This window comes from Novosphingobium sp. BL-A-28-Hi1-0D (assembly GCF_055521755.1).
On record NZ_CM145502.1, the window covers coordinates 2,699,127 to 2,722,280 of the forward strand.

At 58.5% G+C, this 23,154-nt stretch carries 19 protein-coding genes and 1 tRNA gene; 17 read left to right on the top strand and 3 right to left on the bottom strand.

What is annotated here, in order from left to right; translation table 11 throughout:
* The first annotated feature begins 17 nt into the window (after window positions 1-17).
* The 14 genes from ACZ1JW_RS13165 (at window position 18) to ACZ1JW_RS13230 (ending at window position 15,167) form a co-directional block, all read left to right on the top strand.
* Window positions 18-1,154, top strand: coding sequence for a glycosyltransferase family 4 protein (locus ACZ1JW_RS13165; protein WP_465140862.1), 1,137 nt, complete (start codon window positions 18-20; stop codon window positions 1,152-1,154).
* A gap of 55 nt (window positions 1,155-1,209) precedes the next feature.
* Window positions 1,210-2,220, top strand: coding sequence for a GDP-mannose 4,6-dehydratase (locus tag ACZ1JW_RS13170; protein WP_465140863.1), 1,011 nt, complete (start codon window positions 1,210-1,212; stop codon window positions 2,218-2,220).
* Between the two features lie 66 nt (window positions 2,221-2,286).
* Complete coding sequence (locus ACZ1JW_RS13175) at window positions 2,287-3,090, top strand: glycosyltransferase family 25 protein (protein WP_465140864.1); 804 nt, start codon at window positions 2,287-2,289, stop codon at window positions 3,088-3,090.
* On the top strand, window positions 3,083-4,351 hold the full coding sequence (gene tviB / locus ACZ1JW_RS13180) for a Vi polysaccharide biosynthesis UDP-N-acetylglucosamine C-6 dehydrogenase TviB (protein ID WP_465140865.1): 1,269 nt from the start codon (window positions 3,083-3,085) through the stop codon (window positions 4,349-4,351). Before ACZ1JW_RS13175 ends, tviB begins: the two co-directional genes overlap by 8 nt.
* A gap of 13 nt (window positions 4,352-4,364) precedes the next feature.
* On the top strand, window positions 4,365-5,708 hold the full coding sequence (locus ACZ1JW_RS13185; RefSeq protein ID WP_465140866.1) for a lipopolysaccharide biosynthesis protein: 1,344 nt from the start codon (window positions 4,365-4,367) through the stop codon (window positions 5,706-5,708).
* 28 nt (window positions 5,709-5,736) lie between these two features.
* Window positions 5,737-6,312: an acyltransferase gene (locus tag ACZ1JW_RS13190; protein WP_465140867.1), complete on the top strand. Its 576-nt coding sequence runs from the start codon at window positions 5,737-5,739 to the stop codon at window positions 6,310-6,312.
* A complete protein-coding gene (locus ACZ1JW_RS13195) occupies window positions 6,309-7,415 on the top strand; it encodes a glycosyltransferase family 4 protein (protein WP_465140868.1) in 1,107 nt (368 codons plus the stop codon). The genes ACZ1JW_RS13190 and ACZ1JW_RS13195 overlap by 4 nt, the downstream gene beginning before the upstream one ends.
* An 18-nt stretch (window positions 7,416-7,433) precedes the next feature.
* Entirely contained in the window at window positions 7,434-8,648 is a 1,215-nt protein-coding gene (locus tag ACZ1JW_RS13200; protein WP_465140869.1) for a glycosyltransferase, read from the top strand.
* The gene (locus ACZ1JW_RS13205; RefSeq protein WP_465140870.1) at window positions 8,645-9,751 is read left to right on the top strand and encodes a glycosyltransferase; all 1,107 of its coding nucleotides are present in this window, start codon (window positions 8,645-8,647) and stop codon (window positions 9,749-9,751) included. The genes ACZ1JW_RS13200 and ACZ1JW_RS13205 overlap by 4 nt, the downstream gene beginning before the upstream one ends.
* Window positions 9,748-10,980, top strand: coding sequence for a carboxylate--amine ligase (locus ACZ1JW_RS13210; protein ID WP_465140871.1), 1,233 nt, complete (start codon window positions 9,748-9,750; stop codon window positions 10,978-10,980). The genes ACZ1JW_RS13205 and ACZ1JW_RS13210 overlap by 4 nt, the downstream gene beginning before the upstream one ends.
* Entirely contained in the window at window positions 10,977-11,939 is a 963-nt protein-coding gene (locus ACZ1JW_RS13215) for a polysaccharide deacetylase family protein (protein WP_465140872.1), read from the top strand. Before ACZ1JW_RS13210 ends, ACZ1JW_RS13215 begins: the two co-directional genes overlap by 4 nt.
* Before the next feature lie 113 nt (window positions 11,940-12,052).
* Window positions 12,053-13,003: an EpsG family protein gene (locus ACZ1JW_RS13220; RefSeq protein ID WP_465140873.1), complete on the top strand. Its 951-nt coding sequence runs from the start codon at window positions 12,053-12,055 to the stop codon at window positions 13,001-13,003.
* Window positions 13,004-13,658: 655 nt separating this feature from the next.
* A tRNA-Met gene (locus tag ACZ1JW_RS13225) sits at window positions 13,659-13,735 on the top strand.
* 178 nt (window positions 13,736-13,913) lie between these two features.
* A complete protein-coding gene (locus ACZ1JW_RS13230) occupies window positions 13,914-15,167 on the top strand; it encodes a tyrosine-type recombinase/integrase (protein ID WP_465140874.1) in 1,254 nt (417 codons plus the stop codon).
* A 9-nt stretch (window positions 15,168-15,176) separates the two neighbouring features.
* Here the strand turns inward: ACZ1JW_RS13230 and ACZ1JW_RS13235 are convergent, their stop codons facing one another.
* Together ACZ1JW_RS13235 and ACZ1JW_RS13240 are read right to left on the bottom strand one after the other, a co-directional pair.
* The gene (locus tag ACZ1JW_RS13235; protein WP_465140875.1) at window positions 15,177-15,374 is read right to left on the bottom strand and encodes a DUF5818 domain-containing protein; all 198 of its coding nucleotides are present in this window, start codon (window positions 15,372-15,374) and stop codon (window positions 15,177-15,179) included.
* Between the two features lie 14 nt (window positions 15,375-15,388).
* On the bottom strand, window positions 15,389-16,042 hold the full coding sequence (locus ACZ1JW_RS13240; protein ID WP_465140876.1) for a lytic transglycosylase domain-containing protein: 654 nt from the start codon (window positions 16,040-16,042) through the stop codon (window positions 15,389-15,391).
* Between the two features lie 126 nt (window positions 16,043-16,168).
* Between ACZ1JW_RS13240 and ACZ1JW_RS13245 the strand changes: the two genes are divergently transcribed.
* Both ACZ1JW_RS13245 and ACZ1JW_RS13250 read left to right on the top strand, forming a co-directional pair.
* The gene (locus tag ACZ1JW_RS13245; protein ID WP_465140877.1) at window positions 16,169-17,065 is read left to right on the top strand and encodes a DUF7146 domain-containing protein; all 897 of its coding nucleotides are present in this window, start codon (window positions 16,169-16,171) and stop codon (window positions 17,063-17,065) included.
* A 73-nt stretch (window positions 17,066-17,138) separates the two neighbouring features.
* Complete coding sequence (locus ACZ1JW_RS13250) at window positions 17,139-21,374, top strand: strawberry notch-like NTP hydrolase domain-containing protein (RefSeq protein ID WP_465140878.1); 4,236 nt, start codon at window positions 17,139-17,141, stop codon at window positions 21,372-21,374.
* Window positions 21,375-21,392: 18 nt separating this feature from the next.
* Here ACZ1JW_RS13250 and ACZ1JW_RS13255 read toward each other — a convergent pair whose 3' ends face one another.
* Window positions 21,393-21,641 carry a helix-turn-helix transcriptional regulator gene (locus tag ACZ1JW_RS13255; protein WP_465140879.1) on the bottom strand — a complete coding sequence of 83 codons (249 nt, stop codon included), beginning with the start codon at window positions 21,639-21,641 and terminating at the stop codon, window positions 21,393-21,395.
* A gap of 254 nt (window positions 21,642-21,895) precedes the next feature.
* Between ACZ1JW_RS13255 and ACZ1JW_RS13260 the strand changes: the two genes are divergently transcribed.
* Window positions 21,896-23,011 carry a Fic family protein gene (locus tag ACZ1JW_RS13260; protein ID WP_465140880.1) on the top strand — a complete coding sequence of 372 codons (1,116 nt, stop codon included), beginning with the start codon at window positions 21,896-21,898 and terminating at the stop codon, window positions 23,009-23,011.
* Window positions 23,012-23,154: the final 143 nt, after the last annotated feature.

The window sequence follows — 23,154 nt, forward strand, 5'->3', positions numbered from 1 at the left end:
TCGCTGCACTTCCTGAAATGACAGATAGCCGTCCCATCCACGTCCTTCTGACCGCGAATGCGGCCTGGAACGTCTGGAACTTCCGCAGGCCGGTAGTCGAGGACGTTCTGGCCAGAGGCGGGCGGGTCACCGTTGTTGCGCCCCTGGATCATGCGGTCGACAGGCTTCGCTCCATCGGCTGCGAAACCGTGGCACTCGATATGAACGTCAAGGGCCTCAATCCTTTGACGGATTTTGCCCTGATGCGCCAATTGCGCGCAGCCTTTGCTGCCGCAAAGCCGGATGTGGTGCTGAGTTACACCATCAAGAACAACATCTTCGGAGCTCTAGCCGCAAAGCCGCTTGGCATTCCGTTCGTGCCCAACGTGTCGGGTCTGGGCACCGCGTTCCTGTCCGGGCCTTTGCTGCGCTACCTTGTCGAGAATCTCTACCGCACCGCATTCGACGGGTTGCCTGTCGTCTTCTTCCAGAACAGCGAGGATCGCGGGCTGTTTCTTGACCGTCGGCTGGTTCGCGAAAGTCAGGCGCAGGTGCTTCCCGGTTCCGGGATCGATCTCGAACACTTTGCGCCCGTGCCGTTGCCGGGAGGGGATGCGCCTGTCTTCCTGCTCATCGCCCGGATGTTGCGAGACAAGGGCGTGCTTGAGTTCGTGGAGGCAGCAAGAATTTTGCGTCAGGCCGTGCCTGCCGCGCGGTTCCAGTTGCTCGGCCCTGCCGATTCAGCAAATCGCTCGGCCTTCGATGAAAGCACCGTGCGTAGTTGGGAGGCGACACATGGCGTCGAATACCTCGGCACCACGCCAGACGTGCGCACAAGGATTGCCGCTGCCGATTGCGTTGTCCTTCCATCCTATCGGGAAGGCGCGCCGCGTACACTGATCGAAGCCGCTGCCATGGCACGACCGGTAATCGCCACCGATGTTCCCGGTTGCCGCTCGGTGGTGGAACGGGGTGTCACCGGGCTGATGTGCAGCCCTCGCGACGTGGCCACGCTGGTGGATGCGATGCACAAGTTCGTCGTCATGCCTGATCACCACAGGGCGGCGATGGGCCTGGCGGGCAGGGCGCTCATGGAGCGCAAATTCGACCAGTCTGTTGTGGCGAGCGCTTATCGCGACGCCATCGCATGCGTCACGGGCAGGCGGCCCGACTGACCAAATGGGCCATTGGGCTCTCGCTTAAAGCAAAAAAGACAGGGGTTATCACTTCGTGCGTCGCGTCTTCATCACCGGCACGGCCGGCTTCATTGGCTTCCATCTCGCTCGTGCCCTGCTCGCGGAAGGTTTCCGCGTGCATGGCTATGACGGGATGACCGACTATTACGACGTGGAACTGAAGAAGCGGCGCCATGCGACCCTTCGTTCGGACCCGAACTTCTCGGCCGATGAGGCGATGCTTGAAGATCGCGAGGCGCTGGATGCGGCAATCGACCGGTTTCAGCCGGAAGCGATCGTGCATCTCGCCGCGCAGGCGGGTGTCCGGTACTCGCTGGAAAATCCCTACGCCTACGTGAGCTCGAACGTCGTGGGCACGATGAACGTGATGGAAGCGGCGAGGCGCGTGGGAACGGGCCACTTGCTGATGGCTTCGACATCGTCCGTCTATGGCGCGAACGAGGACATGCCGTTCAGCGAGACTGACAAGGCCGACACGCAGCTGACCATCTACGCTGCGACCAAGAAGGCCACCGAGAGCATGGGCCACGCCTATGCCCACTTGTGGAACCTGCCGACGACGATGTTCCGCTTCTTCACGGTCTACGGTCCGTGGGGCCGACCGGACCTTGCCTTGTACAAGTTCGTCGATGCGATCCTCGAGGACCGCCCGATCGACATCTACAACAACGGCGACATGTATCGTGACTTCACTTACATCGACGATCTTGTCCACGGGATACGGCTGCTGATCGATGCCGTGCCCGAGCGCCCCGCAGATGGTGTGGTGCCGTCTGGAGACAGCCTTTCGCCCGTCGGACCGTTCCGCGTCGTCAACATCGGCAATTCGGACAAGGTGCGCCTTCTCGACTTTGTCGATGCGATCGAGGACTGCCTCGGGAAGAAGGCCGTCCGCAACTACATGCCGATGCAGATGGGAGACGTCCCAGCCACCTGGGCCGATGCATCGCTGCTCCAGACACTCACTGGCTATCGTCCGCAAACCGATTTTCGCGATGGGATCGCCCGCTTCGTGAGCTGGTTCCGCGAATACTACGGGAAGTGAGTTATGGTTGATAATCTCGTACCTAAATTGAAAAATTAAGATAAGGCGCACCTAAAGGATTGTAGGATGAACACCATGGCAAATAAAACACAAATATTTGTTATTGCAAATAATAAGTTTAAAAAACGCTTCGATCATATAAATAAAGAGCTAAATGAAAAAACTCGTATGAAGTACGAGTTTGTTGGGGTGGTGGGTGAAGATCAAATTGCTATTGATCCAAAATGTGCAGATTTGGAAAATCTTTCGGCTGGTCAAATAGGTTGCGCACTTTCTCATCTAAACGCCTATAAAAAAATTATTGAAATTCAGGGTAAATGCGCCGTTATCGTTGAGGATGATGCGGTATTACCAAAAAACTTTGATCAAATTGTGGATGCATTAAGTGAGGTCATTAGGGAGGGTGAGGTAATATCATTTTATAGTCCAACTATACAGCGACAGGAAATGTCTTCGTATGGATCAATTACTGTTAATGGTGCAAGGCTTTTGACACCTATGTCAGCTAATGCTGTTAGAACCGCTTTATGCTATATTATCGAAAAGAAAGCGGCGGAAAAAATATTGTGTATTAACCATCCTGTAATTCATTGTGCAGACGATTTTCAATCGTTTTACAATAAGGGTGCGATATCTTTTATAAGGGTCATTTCTCCTAGCATAGTTATGGCATATCCATTTACGTCTACTATTGGTTATTTGAAGAAAGGATCAATTGCGGCAAGATCGTCTATATTATTAAATAAAATACCGATAATAAAAGAGATTCTTAAAATTAGACGAAGGCGTATCAGGGCAAAACGAGAAGGAAATCATGTGGTCACGAGTGCGATTTCTCCTCTTCATACGAAGAACATAAATTATGTCTGATGATAAAATAGCAATAATCGGTTTAGGATATGTTGGTCTTCCGCTCGCGGTTGAGTTTGCGTTTCATCGTCCCGTTATTGGTTACGATGTCAACGAACGTAGAATTGCCGAACTGCGCGCCGGGCGAGATCAAACGCTTGAGGTGACATCCGAAGAGCTAGCACATGCACGGCACCTCAAACTCACATCCGATCCTGCAGATCTCACAGAGGCGAAAGTCTTCATCGTCACGGTTCCGACGCCGATTGATGCGCACAAACGCCCGGACCTGACCCCGCTGCTAAAGGCCTCGGAAACCGTAGGGCGCGCTCTCAAGACAGGCGATATCGTCATCTACGAAAGCACCGTCTATCCCGGTGCAACGGAAGAAGACTGTGTCCCGGTGCTGGAGAGGGTCTCCGGCTTGCGCTTCAACGAGGACTTCTTCTGTGGTTACAGCCCGGAACGGATAAATCCGGGCGACAAGGATCACCGCCTCACGACGATCCGCAAGGTCACGTCGGGTTCCACGCCAGAAGTCGCAGACAAGGTCGATGCGCTCTACGCCTCGATCATTACAGCAGGCACATACAAGGCGGACTCGATCCGCGTGGCCGAAGCTGCAAAGGTGATCGAAAACACCCAGCGCGATCTCAACATCGCCTTGGTCAATGAACTCGCGATCATCTTCAACCGCATGAATATCGACACTGACGCTGTCTTGCGCGCGGCAGGGACCAAGTGGAACTTCCTGCCATTCCGCCCCGGTTTGGTCGGCGGGCATTGCATCGGCGTCGACCCCTATTACCTGACGCACAAGGCAGAGTCTCTGGGCTACCATCCGCAAGTGATCCTGGCCGGTCGCCGCATAAACGATGGCATGGGGGCCTATGTCGCGGGGCGTATGGTCAAGGCCATGATCGGGAAAGGGATTGCCATCAAGGGCGCCCGCGTCCTCGTACTGGGCCTGACCTTCAAGGAAAACTGCCCGGACTTGCGCAACACGCGTGTGGTCGATGTCATCGATGAGTTGGTCGAGTACGGCGCCACGGTGGACGTATTCGACCCTTGGGTCGATGCACACCATGCCAAGGCAGAATATGGACTTGATGTTTGCCATGCCCCCAGCCCGGGCAGTTATGACGCTATCGTACTGGCGGTGGCCCATGACGAATTCCGGAGCATGGGTACGACGGAAATTCGCTCGCTTGGCCGCCCCGTAAACGTTCTTTTCGATCTGAAGTGCATGTTCGAACCAGATACGACGGATCTGCGGCTTTGAGGACATTCACGTAATGGAGCCGATCAAGCTGCTCCTGCGCGAGATTCTCGCCGGGTCCGGGACACGGGCCAGTCTCCTCCGAGGCGGCATTGCGTCGCTTGCCTTGCGGGCTGGCGGGATACTAGCAATGATGGCCAGTTCCGTCGTACTTGCCCGATCGCTGGGGCCGAGCGAATTCGGGTCATACACCCTTGCGACCTCCATCATGGCGATGATTGCAATTCCGGTGCACGTCGGCCTGCCAACTCTCTTGCTCCGCGAGACGGCGAAAGCAGACGTCGATCACGACCTGCCCCGCATGAAGGGAGTCTGGATCTGGTCGGGCCGCTTCGTTGTCGGCTCCTCGTTGATCGTCATGATGGTGACGTATCTGCTTTGGTGGACGGTCCCTGGACTCGTTTCTACCGAACTGGCCGCCTCACTGCTTCTAATTCCTTTCATAGCTTTGGGATTGTTGAGAGCTGCGGCCTTGAAGGGATTGAGGCGTGTCGCCTGGAGCATGCTGCCGGGCGGCATAATCCGGCCCCTGCTTCTTGCAGTTTTTGCATTGCCTTTCATGTTTTGGCCGAGCACGGAATTCAACGCGCTGGCTGCCATCTTCTGCAACATTTTCGCTTCGATCATCGCATTTCTGGTCGGGGCATTACTCCTTGTCAGGAGCCGTCCCGCGGGAATGGTCCAAGCTGCTGCCGACTTCTCGAAGAAGGCGAGATGGCTATCAGATCTGGCGCCCATCGCGATGGTAGGCGGGCTGCAGGTAGTGAATCAGAATATCGGCACCGTCATACTGGGCATTGTTTCGACCGAAGAGCAGGTCGCACAATTCCGTGTTGCGATGTCCGCATCAACCCTTCTGCTGCTTGGCCTGCAAGTTGTTACGCCGCCATTTGAGCCTTATTTCGTGCGCGCTCATCGGGCCGGCGATCTGGTGTCGTTGCAGCAAGTTGCATCGCGCAGCGCACTTGCCGGTTTCATTGCAACCGTCCCCATAGCGGTGCTGTTCGTCGCCTTCGGGGAGTGGCTATTGGGTGCGCTTTACGGCGAAGGCTTTGCAGGCGGATACGATGCGTTGCTGGTCCTCACGATCGGGCAGGCTTTGAGAGCCTATTTCGGGTCAAGTGAATCGATCCTGATGCTTACCGGGCAGGAGCGCCAGGGGCTGGTGATCTGGATTGCTGCCATTGTGCTGAGTGGGGCCCTTGCGGTCCCTCTTTCCAGTGAGTTTGGCGCTGTGGGCGCTGCAACTGCGGCATCCCTTGTGTTGGTAGTCCTGCGTTTGTTGCAATGGTGGACTGTGCGCAAGAGATTGCGCGTCGACACCTCGGTGTTGGCTCTGCCCTTCAAGCAGATACTTTGATCTGTAACCTGTTTTCAGGAACATCGCTGTGAAATGCTCAGTTTTCGGTGTGATCCGGAAGGCGCTTAACTTCGCGGCGCGGATGCGCGCGCAATTGCAAGGCCGGATCATACTATTTCGATCCGGATGCCTTTCTACAGGCCGGATTGCGATTGGGCCTCATGTCCGCCTGAGGTGCACTGATGGGGGAACCCTCTCCATCGGCGACGAAACTTCTTTGGACCGGTATTGCGAGGTTACGGTCAAACACGGCCGGCTTGAAATCGGACCAGGAACCTACATCGGTCAATTCAGTGTCGTCTGTGCAAGAGGGGCAATCGTGATTGGCCGTGGTTGCCTGATCGCAGAGCATGTCACAATCCGCGACCATGACCATGTGTTTGGCCCGTACTTGTTGACTGCACATTCGGGTTTCAACGTCGATGAGGTCGCAATCGGCGACAATGTCTGGATCGGCGCCAAAGCGACTGTCACGAAAGGGGTGACGATAGGCAGCAACTCGGTCATCGGTGCAAATGCCGTAGTGACGCGCGACATACCCCCAAACTGCGTCGCTGTCGGGAATCCCGCTCGGGTTGTCAGGACTTTGAAGTACGATTCGTGAAGATCCTTCACGCGATTGATACTTTGCAGTGCGGGGGGGCCGAGCGTCTCCTGGTCATGCTGCTCCCGCAAATGGTGCGCATGGGCCATCAGGTTACCGTCGCGGTGCGTTGCGGCCCGTACGATCTCGAGGACCAGCTATTGGCCGGGGGCGTACGGGTCGTTCGTCTGCCGGGCGGCAATCGATGGAACCTGATTGGCGGGGCACGTGCTTTGGCAAGTACCATGCCGGATGCCGATGTTGTGCACTCACATCTCTATTTCCCATCGATCTATACATCGCTAGCGAAGATATTGGGCTTCACAAAAGCCAAGACTTGCGTGACTTTTCATAACCTTGCCTACGCCGGAGCGACGCGCGCGAGTTGGGGCCTTTCTTTCCGCCGACTTATCGCATCGAGCCTCCATACCCGCGGCATGACGGGCTGCCTGGCAGTGTCGACTGCTGTCGCGGAGACTGTACGCCGGGCATTGGGATTGGCCGACATAAAGGTCATCCCCAATCCCGTGGATTTGGCACAGCTCCGCTCTATCGCGCTCGATGTTCGTGCACGTTCCGCAACCGGTGCCGCCTGCACAGTGGTATTGCCAGGCAGGATCGTGCGCGAAAAGGGGCACGCGGACTTGCTCGATGCTCTGGTCTTGCTGGCCAAGGAAGACGCGTTACCGAGCATCGTCATTGCCGGGGACGGGCCCTTGCGCTTGGCTGTCTCAGAGCAGGCAGAGCGGTTCGGCCTGCGTGACCGGATCAAATTCACGGGCGCGTTGGCCCATGCCGAATTGATGGCAATCATCGCTTCTTCGGATGTGGTTGTAATTCCTTCGCGTTTTGAGGGCTTTGGTCTGGTGGCTCTGGAGGCGATGGCGCTCGCCAGGTCCATTGTGGCCAGTGACGCCGGGGGCTTACCCGAGACGATAGGTGATGCCGGTCTGATCGTAAGAGCGGGCGACAGCAGAGCCTTGGCAACAGCAATCCGGACGCTTTGTGCGGATCCCGTGATGCGCGGCCATCTGGGCAAGATCGCCAAGGACAGGGCAGGCCTGTTTGACCTCCCTGCAATCGCACAGCGCCACGTCGACTTTTACCGTTCTCTGTTGAATTAGCTGACTATCTGGAGCCGCATGGCCAACGTCCTATACATTTCCTACACTGGACTGCTTGACCCCTTGGGGCAAAGTCAAGTGCTGCAATATGTCCTCTTACTTGCCAAAAAGCACAAGCTTACGGTTCTGAGTTTCGAGAAATCGCCGAACCTCAAGGACACAGCGCGAGTGGCAGCGTTGCATGAGAAGTGTTCAAGTGTCGGCATCGACTGGCATTACCTGGAGTGGCACAACCGCCCCGGGATGATTGCGACCGCGTATGACGTCGTTGCTGGAATCCGGATGGCCAATCGCCTGGCGAAAAGGCATGGGGTCAGCGTGCTCCATTGTCGTAGCTATATCGGCAGCCTGATAGGGCTGGCCGTGAAGAAGTTGACGGGCGCGCGCCTCATCTTCGACATGCGAGGATTCTGGCCGGACGAACGGGTGGATGGCGGGATCTGGTCACGCAATTCCCTTGTATTTCGACTGGTCAAGAAGCTGGAGCGAGTGCTGTTCCTCAATGCTGACCACATCGTCTCGCTTACCAGAGCCGGCGTGCGGATCTTTCGTGGTTTCGACTATCTGGTTGGCCGCGAACTGCAAGTCTCGGTCATCCCCACTTGTACGAACCTTGATGTCTTTCGGCCGCTTGAAGGTACACGCCAAGGTTTCTGCCTGGGATACGTCGGGTCGGTGGGCAGCTGGTATCTCTTCGGCGATGTCGCGCGCGTCGTGCGACGGCTTTTTGAACTCAGGCCAGACGCCAGATTTCTCGTGATCAACAAGGGTGGGCATGACCTGATCCGACAGGAACTGGCCGATGCGGGAATAGATATGTCGCGCGTCGATATCCGCGAGGTCGGCTACGCGCAGGTTCCCTGCGAGATTGCTGAAATGGATGCAGCGATCTTCTTCGTCAAACCCGCATTGTCGAAGTCTGCCTCTTGCCCAACCAGGTTGGGAGAATTCCTCGCCTGCGGCAAACCGGTTCTTGTGAACGAAGGCGTGGGAGATGTTGCCGAGATCCTTCAAGGACGCGGCGTCGGCATAGCATTGCCGGTCAAGTCAGAAGACGAAGTCGACCTTGAGGGGGTCGATGTCGCGATAGCGGATCTCATCGATCTGGCAGGAAATGAGAACATCGCGCAAATGTCCCGAGCGGTTGCAGTGGAAGAGTTTTCACTTGAACGCGGAGCTGCCGAATATGATCGGATCTATGCCCGCCTCTCGGGCACGGGGGCCATTCTGTGAATGCCACGCCCATCCGGGTCCTGTTCCTGACCCGCTATCCGCTCGAAGGAGCCTCTTCCCGTTACCGGGTCTTCCAGTACCTGCCGCACCTTGAGGCCCTGAACGTCCGGTGCGACGTCCAGAGCTTCATGGATCAGAGAATGTACCGGCTGAGCCTGACGCCTGGAAAGACCATTCTCAAAGTCCTTGTAACGCTTCAAGCGGTCGTGAAACGGCTTTGGGCGCTCAGAAAATGGCGCTCCTACGACATAATCTATCTTCAACGAGAGCTTTTCCCGTTTGGTCCGCCATGGATCGAACGTATGCTGAAGTCTCGCGGAGCAAAACTTTTCTTCGACTACGACGATGCGTTGTTCATCAAGAAGTCCAGCAGATACAATCCGATCGCGACCTTCTTCCGCTCCGCAGGAAAGACCAGGGAGCTCTTGCGTCTGGTCGACTGCACCATTGCCGGCAATGACTGGCTGCGCGATGCCGCTCGCGACGAGGGCGGTACCGCCGTTACCCTGGAAGCCGCAGAAGACACATCGCGAATCCCGATGCGCGCGCACAGCTCCGATACTTGCTCACTGACTATTGGCTGGCTGGGGTCGCCCTCCACAGTGAAGTATCTGAATCTCATTCAAGGACCGCTCCAACGCCTTGCTCGGCGCCATCCCGGCCTAAGATGGGAAATCATGGGTGGGAACGACTTCGCAATGGAAGGCGTGGACTGGCAGCTCCACGACTGGTCGCTCGACGGAGAACTTTCTGCGCTTGGGCGCTATGACATTGGCCTTATGCCGCTTCCACCGGAAGACTGGGCGAAAGGCAAGTCCGGAGGCAAGGCCCGAACTTACATGGCGGCCGGGGTCGTCCCCGTCGTCGCAGCGGTGGGATACAATCTTCACCTTATCCGGCATGGCGAGACGGGATTCTTGTGCAGTACGCTCGATGAATGGGAAGATGTGATCGAGCGTCTCCTTGATGATCCGGCTTTGCGCAGACGTGTGGCGTCGGCGGCCCGCAGAGAGGTAGAGACGCATTTCTCTCCGGCAGGACAGGCCCGAAAGCTGGCCGACCTGTTCGGGCAGGTTCTCGGCAACGAGATCTCCAGGGCATGAAACTGATTGCTCCCACGGCCAAGCCTGCGGCTTTCGTGCTTGGCCTATCGCCAACCGGGTTGCACGTGGTGCGTACGCTTGGTCGCGCCGGGGTCAAGGTGACCGGCGTCGCCAGAAGCCTGCAGGCCGGCTGCGCTTCCCGCTACCTAGACAGAGTTCTCATAGAGCCGGACACTGATCGGCGCCTCGCTGAAATGTGCCGATTGGCCGTGGAGGTAACTTCCGACGTCAAGCCAGTCCTGCTTCCGACCTCTGATCAGGACGTCGACTTCATAATTGTCCATGCAGAAGTCCTGGCGAACTACTTCAGCTTCCAGGACAGCTACTCGGACGGTGTTGCCGAGAGCATCATGTCCAAGGATCGTTTTCACGACCTTTGCCTCGAACACAACGTTCGCTGCCCGCGCATCTGGCGCAGGATGAAGGACCAACTTGGAGACTTGTCGCAGGAGGTTACTTATCCTGTGATGATCAAACCGGCCAGGATTGACGCCGTCAAGGAGGGCATGAACGGGAAAAAGGGATGGACCGCCGCCGATGCATCCGAGTTGCTAGCATGCATTGACGACATTCCAGGCGGTGCTGGCTTACTGCTTGTCCAGGAAATTGTTCCAGGACCGGAAAGCGCGATTTCGCTTGCTTGCGTTCATGCTGATCGGGGCGGAGGCATGCGCCAGATGTTCACCGCGAGGAAGCTTCGGCAATTCCCGCCCGGCTTCGGTTCGGCATCGCTCGTGCAGAGCTCCAGCGAAATCGAAAGCGCGGCTGTCACAAGCGAGTTCCTGCGCGCTATGGGCTATCGCGGCATAGCTGCAGCAGAGTTCAAACGGCATCTGCTTACAAACGAATTGCATATCATAGAAATCAACGTCCGCCCTTCGCTGTGGTTTTCCCTTTCCGAAGCTTCGGCGAGGCCTGTTGTACTCTCGGCCTACCTCGAACTGGCGGGACTTCCGTGCGCACTTGAAGAGAACGATCAGACCCAGGGCATTCGTTGGCGTTACGCGGTGAAGGATGCCTGGTCGGCCATGTTTTACCGGACGGCGCGGTCATTTCTTCTACCAAAGCCCGACACTCGCGTTACCGGGCCAGCAGTTCGGACGATTGGCGCGGTGTTCGAATTTGGAGATCCTGTCCCCGCGGTGGTTGATCTGTTGAACTTTGCCGGAAAAGCAGTGCGAAGAATGCTTAAAAAGTGTCATCTCCTCGTGAGGCCAATGCGTTCATGACCGGATCGCTGATAATCTCGCTTGATTTCGAAATGATGTGGGGCGTTCGCGATCACCGTACGACGGAGGACTATGGCGATGCTGTACTCGGGGTCAGGCAGGCCGTGCCGTTGATCCTGTCTCGTTTCGCACAGAATGGCATTCGAGCAACATGGGCAACGGTTGGACTTCTGTTTGCGCGCAGCCGGGATGAAGCTCTGACTTACTCTCCACCGCCCGCCCTTCGTCCGAAGTATCGCGAGCCAGCACTCTCACCATATGCCTTCATCGAGAACGGCCTGGGCAAAAACGAGGCCGAAGATCCAGTGCACTTCGGACGATCCGTGATTGATCGAATTGCGGACACTGAAGGACAGGAGCTTGCAACGCACACCTTTTCACATTTCTATTGCCTGGAGAATGGCGGTACCTGCGAGGCCTTCGGTGCAGACCTCGACGCGGCGCTCGCGATCGCATCGGATAGCGGGCACAAACTCCAGAGCATCGTCTTTCCGCGCAACCAGATGAGCCTAGAGCACCTTCAGGTGGCCGCAAGCAGAGGGATAACCCGCTTCCGGGGAAATCCGGCCGTTGGTGTGTACCGGCCCCGGTCAAAGGGAGACAACTCTCTCGCAATCCGGGCGATGAGGTATGCAGACAGCATGATACCGCTGTTCGGGTGGCAGGGGTTTGAGCGCCCTGAGCAAGTGTCAGGCATCACCAACTTGGAGGCATCCCGCTTCTTGCGGCCGTGGGACAAGCGACTGCCGGCATTTTCAAGTCTGCACATTGCACGAGTGAAAGCCGAAATGGAGCGGGCAGCACGATTGGGCCTTAACTATCATCTCTGGTGGCATCCTCACAATATGGGAAGAAATATCGCCGAGAATATTGGGCAGCTAGATGAGATAATTCAACAATTTCTCCGACTGCGCAACGAATTTGGTTTCAGAAGTAAATGTATGGACGACTTTTCCTGATTAAAATAATGTAAAATGGAAACATCATGTACTTGATAATCTATTCTCTATTTTCAGCAATTTCGATCTCTTCAAAAAAGAGAATGAGCCTTATTGCCATATTTCTAACCGCAATGTTCCTGTTGTGGTTTATGGGTGGCCGAAACAACGTAGGTTGTGATTATCTTGGATATCTTTCGCGATTTAATAATGCATCTTTAGATCTAACCCTGATGGATTACCTGCAGGGAGCAGAGCCTGGCTTCGAAATTCTGAATGATTCTGTCAGAAGATTCGATCTTGATTACATGTGGCTCAACGTGATTTCCTCTGCAATTATATTATGGGGTTATTTCAAGTTCTTTCGATTCAGCTCGCAGCCGTGGATGGCCCTGACCCTGTTTTTCCCGGTCCTGATTGTCCAGTTGGGAATGTCTGGCTTGCGCCAAGGTATTGCTCTGGCGTTCTTTCTTTGCGCTCTCGTTGCATTTTCCAGAAGGCGAGGTGGCGAAACCGCCGCGTGGATCTTGCTTGCTGGTCAGTTCCACACATCAGCGTTGGTTTTCTTGCCGCTAGCAGCCCTTGCAGGCAGATCTGTTTCGTTCTTCAAGTTGCTTGCCGGCGCGGTAGTGTTTGTACCCGCAGTAACTCTGCTTATTGGAGATCGCCTTGAAGTGTATCAAGATCGATATATCGATCAGATCTACGGTGAGGTGAACTCGGATGGTGCTGTCATTCGTTACATTATATGCCTCATTCCAGCATTGATTTTCTTCTTATTGCGAGAAAATTTCAAAAAATTTGATCCTGAAAAGTTCCAATTATTTAAAATAATGTCGACAATAACGATTGCTTTATCTCCTTTAATGTTTATTTCGACGCTTTCCTTGCATCGATTTAACTTTTATGTGATGCCTGTATCAATTCTGATATTGACCGAGATGCAAAGCGTATACCAAAAATCGATTGGTAAAAGCTCAAAGATTCTCGCGCTTTCGGCTTTCGGTGTGTATTTTGTTGTTTGGTATTTCTTCTCTGAGCATGCAATTCTTTGTTATCGACCCTACCAGAATTTTCTACTTTAGGGCAGGGCCTTTTCATCCCGCGCAATCATCTGCGCGGTGCGCTGCGATGCTGTCGGTTGAGCGCGTCGGCAAAGTCCTGACGGTGATGCCGCGCTGACGGGCCGCAGGCCTTGCAGCGAGAACTGGAGGATAGCGCGGCGTCTATCTCCCTGTTCCATGCAGCCTGGTGCCAAGGCCTGGCCGCAGGGGTTTGTGAAGCTTGAACGGCTTGGCCGCTCGCTCGCAATTCACACGTGCCAACGCGCAGTATCGGCTGATTGCCGGGCATCCAGGACAGCCTTGCGCCCCTCTGGTGTTGACTATTTCGCCGCAGCGGATCGCGTCCCTGGCGGGTGGATGCACGCCGATGGTCTGATTGGTGCTGCGGGGTGGCGATGGTCGAGCATCTGGGCGTCGATTCACCGCCGATTATCGGTGATGATGCTTGCTTGTCCACGCCCGCGCTGGGTCATGATGCAGGCATCGCTGGCGCCTGCATCTGCGGGGAAAGGGTGCATGTAGGCAGAAGGAACGTGCCGCGAGCTTGAGGGTTGGGACCAATCCGGATCCTCGCGCAAAAAATCCCGCAAACCCGGTTGACCGACCCGTCGGGCAAGGTTAGGAGCGCGGCCTGCCCAGCGGAACTAACCACACCGCAGCGAAGGGCACGCCATGGGGCGGAGTAGCTCAGCTGGTTAGAGCAGCGGAATCATAATCCGCGTGTCGGGGGTTCGAGTCCCTCCTCCGCTACCAATCCCCTTTCCGGAAGCTTCCAGATGCTTCCGGATTTTTCCAAAAAAACGAAGAAGAGCAGAGGGTTGCGGGTGATTCGCGTCCGTATGCACCCGATGCCGTCCACATGCAGCCAGATTTGGCGTGGGGGTATTTTGGGGGTATTTTCGCGGAGTGTCGGAAAGGAGCGATACCCCCAATGCCTCTCACAGAGACTCAGGCCCGAAACGCAAAGGCAAATGACCGAGCGTACAAGCTTTTCGATAGCGAAGGGCTATTCCTGCTCGTCCAGCCAAACGGCACGAAGCTGTGGCGGATGAAGTACCGCTTTGCGGGCAAGGAAAAGCTGCTGTCCTTCGGCGCCTACCCGGCCGTGGGTATCTCCGCTGCCAGAGAGAAGCGTTTCGCAGCGAAGGCCCAACTCGCCCAGGGATCAGATCCCATGAAGGCGAAGGGGGAGGGCGAAGGTGACGCCGAAACGACCTTTGAGGCGGTGGCAAAGCGCTGGCATGAGAACCGCAAGACCGCTCTGAACCCTGCGCATGCCGAACGCGTTTGGTCCCGCATGGAGCGGGACGTTATTCCAGCTCTCGGTCAAAAGGCCATTCACGAGATCACGCCGCCCAACGTCCTCGCCATGATCCGCAAGATCGAGAAGCGCGGTGCGCTCGACATAAGTCGACGTGCAAAGCAGGGTGTCGGACAGGTCTTTCAGTTCGCGATTGCCTGTGGGCTTGCCAGCCATGATCCGACTGCAAACCTTCGCGGGGCCTTGAAGCCGCGTCCACGGGTTCAGCACATGAGCCGCCTACCGCTCAGCGAGTTGCCTACGTTCATCGACAAGCTGCGCGGGTATAGGGAAGAGGGTGAGCGGCGCTCCCTGATCACACGCGACGCCGTCATGTTCGCCTTGCTTACCTGGGTCAGAACCAAGGAGCTTCGATTTGCGGTCAAGTCAGAGTTCGAAGGTCTGGACGGTCCGGAACCACTATGGCGCATTCCGGCAGACAGGATGAAGATGGGCCGGGACCATCTCGTCCCCTTGTCCGCCCAGGCGGTGGCCATCGTCAGAACGCTCATGGGTTCGGCGACGGGCGAGTTCCTCTTTCCCGGCAATCATCCGGAGAAGCCTCTGTCAGAGAATACCATGATCTATGCACTATACCGGCTCGGATATCATTCCCGGCAGACGGTGCATGGCTTTCGGGGACTGGCCAGCACATGGGCGAACGAGCAATTGATCGAGTTCGGCGATCCGCCGGTCTGGATCCGCCGTTACCACGAAGATTGGGTCGAGCTGCAGCTCGCTCACTCCGAAAAGAATGAGGTTCGGGGCGCTTACAACGCGGCTGAGTACCTCACACCTCGTCGGCGCATGATGCAGGATTGGGCTGACTTCCTGAACGTCGGATCGGTCGTCGAAATCAAGCGAGGCCGGAAGCGAGCTGCGTGATGCTCTTCGTCACAACTTGCCGATCCAGTCTGCACGCAGGCGATCAATTCCAAGGATGACACCATCAACGGTGACTTTCGAGCCGATCAGCTGGTCGACATCCTCTTCCACCTCAATCACCCAGACTTCGTGCTGGTCGGTCGTAAGGATCAAGCCGCGCTTGGCACGGTCCAAAATCCCGGCAATGCGCTGGCGCTCTGTGCTCACCTAATCCCTCATTTTCAGTGCCAACTGCGCAGGACATCGCGCACATAACCGGGGGTTTCCCCGTTGATCGGTATCCCGCCAGCCCGTTCGACGGCGCCAGGGCCGGCGTTGTAGGCAGCAACGGCAAGGTGGACCAAGCCGAACCGATCGAGCATCTGACGCAGATAGCGCGCCGCGCCAAGGATGTTCATGCCGGGATCGTAGCGATTTGTGATGCCGAGTGCTCTTGCGGTACCGGGCATCAGTTGCCCCAATCCGGCTGCTCCCGCTGCGCTGACCGCAAGGGGGTTGTATCGCGATTCAGTCCACACCAACGCATCGAGTAGCCCGGTGGGCAAGGAATAGCGGGCTTCAGCGGCCAAAACCTGAGGCAGGTAGATCGTCCGGCGCCAACTGCTCTGGTTCTCGCGGTTCAATCGGCTTGTCTGTTCTGGTGATTCTCGCTCGCGCGGGCTGGTGGCCCTAAGCCGACTTGTCCCTTCGCCGACAGACTGTGACCAATTGCCATGTTCGTAGAGCACGAAGCCATCCGGCCGCAGAACAGTGGCAGATCCTTGCGATTGTGGTCTATCAGGCCGAGCATTCGCCTGCGTTGTTTGCGCTTCAGCAGGACCACTGCTGAGGGCGAACAGCGAGAGGGCTGCGAACATATACCAGCTTTTTCCCATGACACGTTCTCGATTTGCCGAATCAGAAATGAGAACATACAAAGAACATGTCGCGCATCAAAGCGCGTCGTGAAGGGCGCAGAGTGGAGGCTGCGCGGGCGGTGGCATCCGTGATGGAGATGCCCGATGTCGAATGCCCTTGTTGAAGATCGCCTTGAAGCCCGTGCTCGCCAGATTGTTGCCGACCTTGATGGCTTCTGGTCACGCTCGCGCGGCATGTGCCGATGCCCGGCGCATGATGATCGCACACCCTCGCTCAGCGTTACGCTCGGTTTGCGGGCGATCCTGTTCCACTGCTTTGCCGGCTGTACCAATGCCGCTGTTCTGGCGGCGCTCGCGCAGCGCGGTGTAAGGTCGTCGACGCTGTTCGACGGGCGATCCGAGCCTGTCCGAACCGCTATGCAGCAAGCGGTCCCGAGCGAGCATATCCAGCGGCTTTGGCGCGAGGCGACGTGTCTCGTTGACAGCCCGGCCGAGCGCTATCTTACAGGTCGCGCCATCCGTACCGGCTCTTCCGATCTGCGCTATCATCCGCGTACTCCGCTCGGGCCCAAGGGATCGGTGCGTTTTCACCCATCTCTTCTCGCGGCGGTGCGTACCGATCTCGGCGTTATCGCGCTCCATCGCACCTTCCTCGAGTTCGAGACCTTCCGCGTTGCCCGCTTTGATGGCCCCAAGCGCGCGCTTGGAGCTCTGGGACGCGGCGCGGTTCGGCTTCACGGACCGCGCGGCGGCAGGCTCGGTCTGGCGGAAGGCATCGAGACAGCCCTGTCCGCGAAGGAGCTGTTCGGCATCCCCTGCTGGGCAACGCTGGGCACAGAACGCTTCGGGCTGGTTGCGATCCCGGAGAGCGTGAGCGAGCTCCATATTTTTATCGACCACGATTCCGCCGGAGACCTGGCTGAACGCCGGGCGCGTGCGGCTTACGAGCGGGAAGGGCGCGTGATCGTGACCCATCGCCCCGAGCAACCGGGCGCCGACTTCAACGACGTCCTCAGGGCCAGGCAGCAGATCGAGGCCTGATCCGGACAAGAGAGGGGAGGGGGCTTGGAGCCTCTCGAGACCCGCTTGGCGCGGGTGTCGTCAGGAGGTTCCCATGTCCACTCTCCCCGTTCTTGCCTTGCCGTTTTCGGGCGAGCCATCCGTCTTTGCGACCGCCCAGGTCCTTGCCGCGAAGCTTGGCTGCGGCGAGGCGCTCTCGCGGTCCATTCTAAATGCCACCCTCACCGATCAGTTCGGCGGCAGTGACGCTGCCGGGCGTTGGTCCATCCGCGACGCTCACACGGCGCTCGAGCTCGCGCAGGTCCTCTGGCTGCAGGTTCAATCCGATCTCGATGTCCGATCGAGTCCGAGCGAGGCCGCGAACCACTTCGATTGCCTTGAGGCTCTGGTTCCGCGCCAATCTGTCCGCAGCGACGAGCAGATCGAGCTCCAGCAGTTCGCAACGCCGCCGCGCATCGCCTGGCTGGCAGCCCGGGCCTGCCCTCCCGCTCGCGGGGAGCTGGTTCTCGAGCCATCAGCCGGGACAGGGATGCTCGCCGTCTGGGCGGAGAAAGCTGGCGCGCGCCTCGCGCTCAACGAGATTTCGGGCCTTCGTCGCGACTGCCTCGCTCAACTGTTCCCGGCAGCCGGGATCACTGGCCACGATGGCGAGCTGATCGACGATCTCCTGCCGCATGTGGTCCGCCCGCAGACGGTCCTGATGAACCCGCCCTATTCGTGGAGCGCTGAGCGCGGCCGCGACGGTCGGACGGCCATGCGGCATCTTCGCTCGGCATGGAACCGGCTTGCCGCAGGCGGACGAATGGTCGCGATCCTTCCCGAGTGGTTCGACCTGCCGGGTTTCTTCAGCCGGTTGGCGGAGCCTGCCGCCATGCGCCTCGATCTTGCCATCGAACGCGGGTTCATCGCCCATGGCACGTCGATCACTACGCGGCTGCTGGTGATCGACAAACTGGATGTCGCGAGCGAGCCCGTCACTGGCCGCGGGGCTAGCTTCCTTGAACTCTGCGCGCTCGTTGATGCGATCCCGGCGCGCTTGTCACCACCAAGCCTTGCGGCAATACCGCCCAGACCGCTCAAGGTACTGCCATCGCTTCGACCTTCGGCCCGGCCGATGCCGGTCGCGAGGAGCCGAGGTCCGAACACCAGCGAAGCGGCTGATGTCGCATTCTCCGCGCTCGAAGTGCCTGCGGCGACGCCAGAGCAGGTCGGGCACTATCTGCCCTACCGCCCGAGCCGCATCGCGATTCCAAGTGCAGCCGATCATCCGACACCGCTCGTGGAATCGGTCGCCATGGGATCGATCACCGCGCCAGTCCCGTCCGTGGTACCCAAGCTGCCCGGGCATGTGATCGCCAAGGGTCTCTTGTCGGCCGCGCAGATCGAGACCCTCATCTACGCGGCAAGCGCCCATGCGCGCGATCTGCCGGGCCGCTTCATGCCCGAAGACAAGGGCTGCATTCTTGTGCCCAGCGCCGAGGGCAAGGCCTACCGCATGGGCTACTTCCTCGGCGACGGCACTGGTGCCGGCAAAGGACGTCAGGTCGCCAGCGTCATCCTTGACCGCTGGGTGCAGGGCGAGCGCCGTCACATCTGGATTTCCAAGAACGAAGCCCTGCTCGAAGACGCACGCCGCGACTGGGCCGCGCTCGGCGGTTTGCCCATCGACATTCAGCCGCTGGCGACATGGAAGCTCGGCTCCCCCATCATGATGCCGGAAGGCATCCTCTTCGTGACCTATCCGACGCTCCGCTCGGGCCGCGCCGATGCGACCCGGCTCGATCAGATCCTCGCCTGGGCAGGCGAGGACTTCGAGGGCGTGATTGTCTTCGATGAAGCGCACGCCATGGCCAATGCTGCTGGCGGCGAAGGCTCGCGTGGCAAGACCAAGGGCTCGGAACAAGGCGTCACCGGCGTACGCCTCCAGAACCTGCTGCCACGAGCACGTGTGCTCTATGCGTCGGCGACTGGAGCATCGGACGTCAACAATCTCGCCTACGCTACACGGCTCGGCCTTTGGGGACCGAAGACCGCCTTTGCCAACCGCGAGGAGTTCGTGACCGACATCCGGGCAGGCGGTATCGCGGCGATGGAACTCGTCGCACGTGATCTGAAGGCGCTCGGGCTCTACACGGCCCGGGCTCTCTCATTCGCCGGTGTCGAATACGAGATCCTCGAGCATCACCTCGGCGCAGATCAGATCGCAGTCTACGATGCCTATGCCGACGCCTGGGCGATCATCCACGCCAATCTGCGCGAGGCGCTCGAGGCCACGCGTATCGTCGATTGCGAAACAGGCGGCACGCTCAACAGCGGAGCAAAGTCGGCTGCGCTCTCGGTTTTTGAAGGCACCAAGCAGCGCTTCTTCGCGCAGCTGCTGCTCTCGATGAAGCTTCCGAGCCTGCTGCCGGCCATCGATAGCGCCATCGCCGAGGGCAATGCTGTGGTGGTTCAGCTGGTCTCTACCGCCGAAGCGATGCTCGACCGGCGGCTCGCCGACTTGTCGGATGAGGAACGCGAAGCCCTCGAGATCGACTTGTCTCCCCGCGAGACCGTTGTTCAGTATCTGATGAAGAGCTTTCCCGTGCGGCTCATGGCGGTGTTCACTGACGAGAACGGCAATCCCCGTTCCGAGCCGACGAGCGATGCCGATGGTGCTCCGGTTCTCTGCCAAGCCGCGCTCGCTGCGCGCGACCGGATGGTCGAGCAGCTCTGCGCCCTCCCGCCGATCGCCACAGCACTCGACGCGATCATCGAGCGCTTCGGCACCGACAACGTGGCCGAAGTCACAGGGCGGACGCGCCGCCTCATCGTGGGGTCGGACGGCCGACAGAAACTGCAATCCCGCACCCCGCGAGCCAACATCGCCGAGACCCAGGCTTTCATGAATGGCGACAAGCGCATCCTCGTGTTCTCGGACGCTGGCGGCACCGGCCGCAGCTATCACGCTGACCTTGCCGCGCGGAACCAGTCACGGCGTGTCCATTTCCTGCTGGAGCCGGGCTGGCGGGCCGATGCAGCGATCCAGGGGCTTGGCCGCACCAACCGCACCAATCAGGCATCAGCTCCGTTGTTCCGGCCCGTCACGTCCGATGTGCGCGGCGAGCGCCGCTTCATCTCGACGATTGCCCGGCGTCTCGACAGCCTTGGCGCGCTGACGCGCGGCCAGCGCCAGACCGGCGGGCAGAACCTGTTCAATCCTGCCGACAATCTGGAGAGCATCTATGCCAAGGAAGCGCTGAACCGCTGGTTTGGCCTGCTCTTCATAGGCAAGCTCGAAGCGGTCGGGCTGGCCCGGTTTCAGGATCTGACCTGCCTCAGGATTGAGAGCGCCGATGGCGGGATGGTCGATGACCTCCCCACAATCCAGCGCTGGCTCAACCGTATCCTCGCTCTGCCGATCGGCCTCCAAAATGCGATCTTTGATGAATTCCTTGGGCTCGTCGAAGCGCGGATCGATGCGGCACGAGCAGCAGGAACCCTCGACCTCGGACTCGAGACCATTGCTGTCGAAAGCTTCGAGATACTGTCCGACACGTTGCTGCGGACCGACAGCGTGTCGGGTGCCACAACCCACCTGCTCGAGCTGGAAGTCGCACGGGCGCTGAAGCCCCTCACGCTCGATCGGCTCGGTCAACTCGAAGGCACGTCCGGCGGCCGACGGCGGCTGATGTGTAACAGGCGTTCGGGCCGGGCAGCTCTGCTGGTGCCGGCGCGCAGTCTGCTCTCCGATGACGGCACCCGCATCACGCGTCACGAACTGGTCCGTCCGCTGAAGCGCGGCCATCTGACCGCCGAGCAGCTTGCAGAAAGCAGCTGGGAGCCCGTTGATGAAGCGACCTTCCGCACCGCTTGGCAGGCCGAGGTCGACGAAGCGCTGTCTTCGCTGAAGCGCGAGCGCCTGCATCTCGCGACTGGCCTGCTGCTACCCGTTTGGGACAAGCTCCCGGCCGACCATGTCCGGGTCAGTCGGATATCGGCCAGCGACGGCCGGTCCTTGCTGGGGAGGGAAGTCCCGCTCCATGCCGTCGCAGACATCTGCGGCGCGCTGGGACTTGATGCCGCTCCGCAAATCGCACCGGAAGACCTCGTGCGGGCAGTACTCTCCAGCGGGAGGCCGATGGCAGTCAAGGCTCGCGAAGCGCTCATGCTCAAGCGGAGCCTCGTCAATGGTTCGCAGCGTCTGGAGCTTGCGGGTTGGTCGGCGAGCCGGCTTGACTGGTACAAGGCCCAAGGCTGCTTCACCGAGATCCTCCGCTTCCAGACCAGGTTGTTCGTGCCGCTCGAGGGAGCTGCCGCAGTGCTGACAAGGATTACCTTGGACTCGTAGGTCCGGATACCCGCCAAGCTAGAAGACATCCGCGATGTCCTGGCCGTCCTTGCGGCGCGGCATGACTTGCAGATCGAGGTCAAGCATTGCGATCACGCTGAGGAGCGTGTCGAGCTTTGTCCCCGGGCTTCCGGTTTCTATGGCCGAGATCGTTTTCTGCTGCTTGCCGATCAGGCTGGCTAGCTGCTTCTGGGTCATATTGCGCTCTAGGCGGGTGCTCTTCACGAACGCGCCAAGTTGGTTGGGCAGTCGGATGATCTGATCCAAGGGATACTCCACCAATCGAGTTATACCCTATAGGGGATGGATCGACCGTATACCTTAGAGGGTATGAGAGAGCTAGCTACCGTCGAGCTCAGATGCGGGCATCGGATTTGACGATCGTCTGTGATCATCAATACAGCTTGATGTAGACAAAACCCGGTTTCGCGATCATCAAGCAGTGTAACCATCTACAGACGATCATCAAAGGGAATCCCAGCGGTGCACTTACCTCAGATGATGGTCCAGGGGAGAAGCCGTTGCCTGTTGCCTACCATGAGGGACGTTTTCCTCCAGCCAGACTTGATCTCGAAGCCCTGTTTCCCTTGGTTGGGCCGGCCAACGCTGCGATTGCGCGCTACGAGGGTGTCCTCGCAGGCATCCCCAATCCCGATATTCTTCTCTCACCCCTAACCGCCCGTGAAGCTGTCCTGTCCAGCAAGATCGAAGGAACGCAGGTGACCCTGGGCGAGGTCCTGGAGTTCGAGGCACAGGGACATCTTTTCGACGAAAGTACGCCAAAAAAGGCGGACGCCCGCGAAGTGCTGAACTACCGCGCTGCTTTGCGCGAAGCGGAAAGCCTCATGGCGCAGCTGCCGCTATCTCAGCGGCTGATCAAGGCGACGCACTGCGTTCTTATGGATGGCGTCCGTGGCCGCAACAAGGACCCCGGCGAGTACCGCCGTATCCCCAACTGGATCGGGCCTGAGGGATGCACGATCGAGCAAGCCCGTTTCGTGCCGCCCGGAGCTGATCGCATCGACGATGCGATGGCACGCTGGGAAGCCTACATTCACGCAGCATCACCCGACCGTTTGGTGCAGCTCGCTATCGTGCATGCCGAATTTGAATCGATCCACCCATTCCTTGATGGAAACGGGCGCATCGGACGGCTGATCATTCCGCTTTTCCTCTACGCGCACGGGCAACTCTCCCGGCCAAACTTCTATCTCTCCGAGTATCTTGAGGCCAATCGGGACGAGTACTACGACCGCATGCTGGCAATATCCCGCGACGATGACTGGAGCGGGTGGGTGGTGTTTTTCTTGCGGGGCATCATTGCCCAGGCCGATGCCAATACGCGCAAAGCACAGGCCATACTTGCGCTTCATCAGGACAAACGTGATCGGGTCGTGGAAATCACCCACTCGCAATATGCGGTGCGGGCACTCGATTGGATTTTCCAGCGTCCCATTTTCAAGACGCCGGACTTCATCGCTTCGGCGCAGATTCCGCCAGCAACGGCGCGGAAGATCGTCCGGGATTTGCGCGACAATGGCCTGCTGCGCGAACTGGTGCCAGCTGCCGGGCGTGCACCAGCGACGCTGGTATTCTCCGAACTGCTCAACATTGCCGAAGGGCGGGAGGCCTTCTGACTGAAGGCAGCAGCGCTCCGGCATTTCGCTCGAGTTGCAGCGGATACGCCAGCAAGGCTGGCAAACCATGAGAGGGGAGGGGGCTTTGCCCTGATTGAGCCTGTCAGGCGTCGATGGTCGGCGCGCGCGAACGGCTCGCTTCA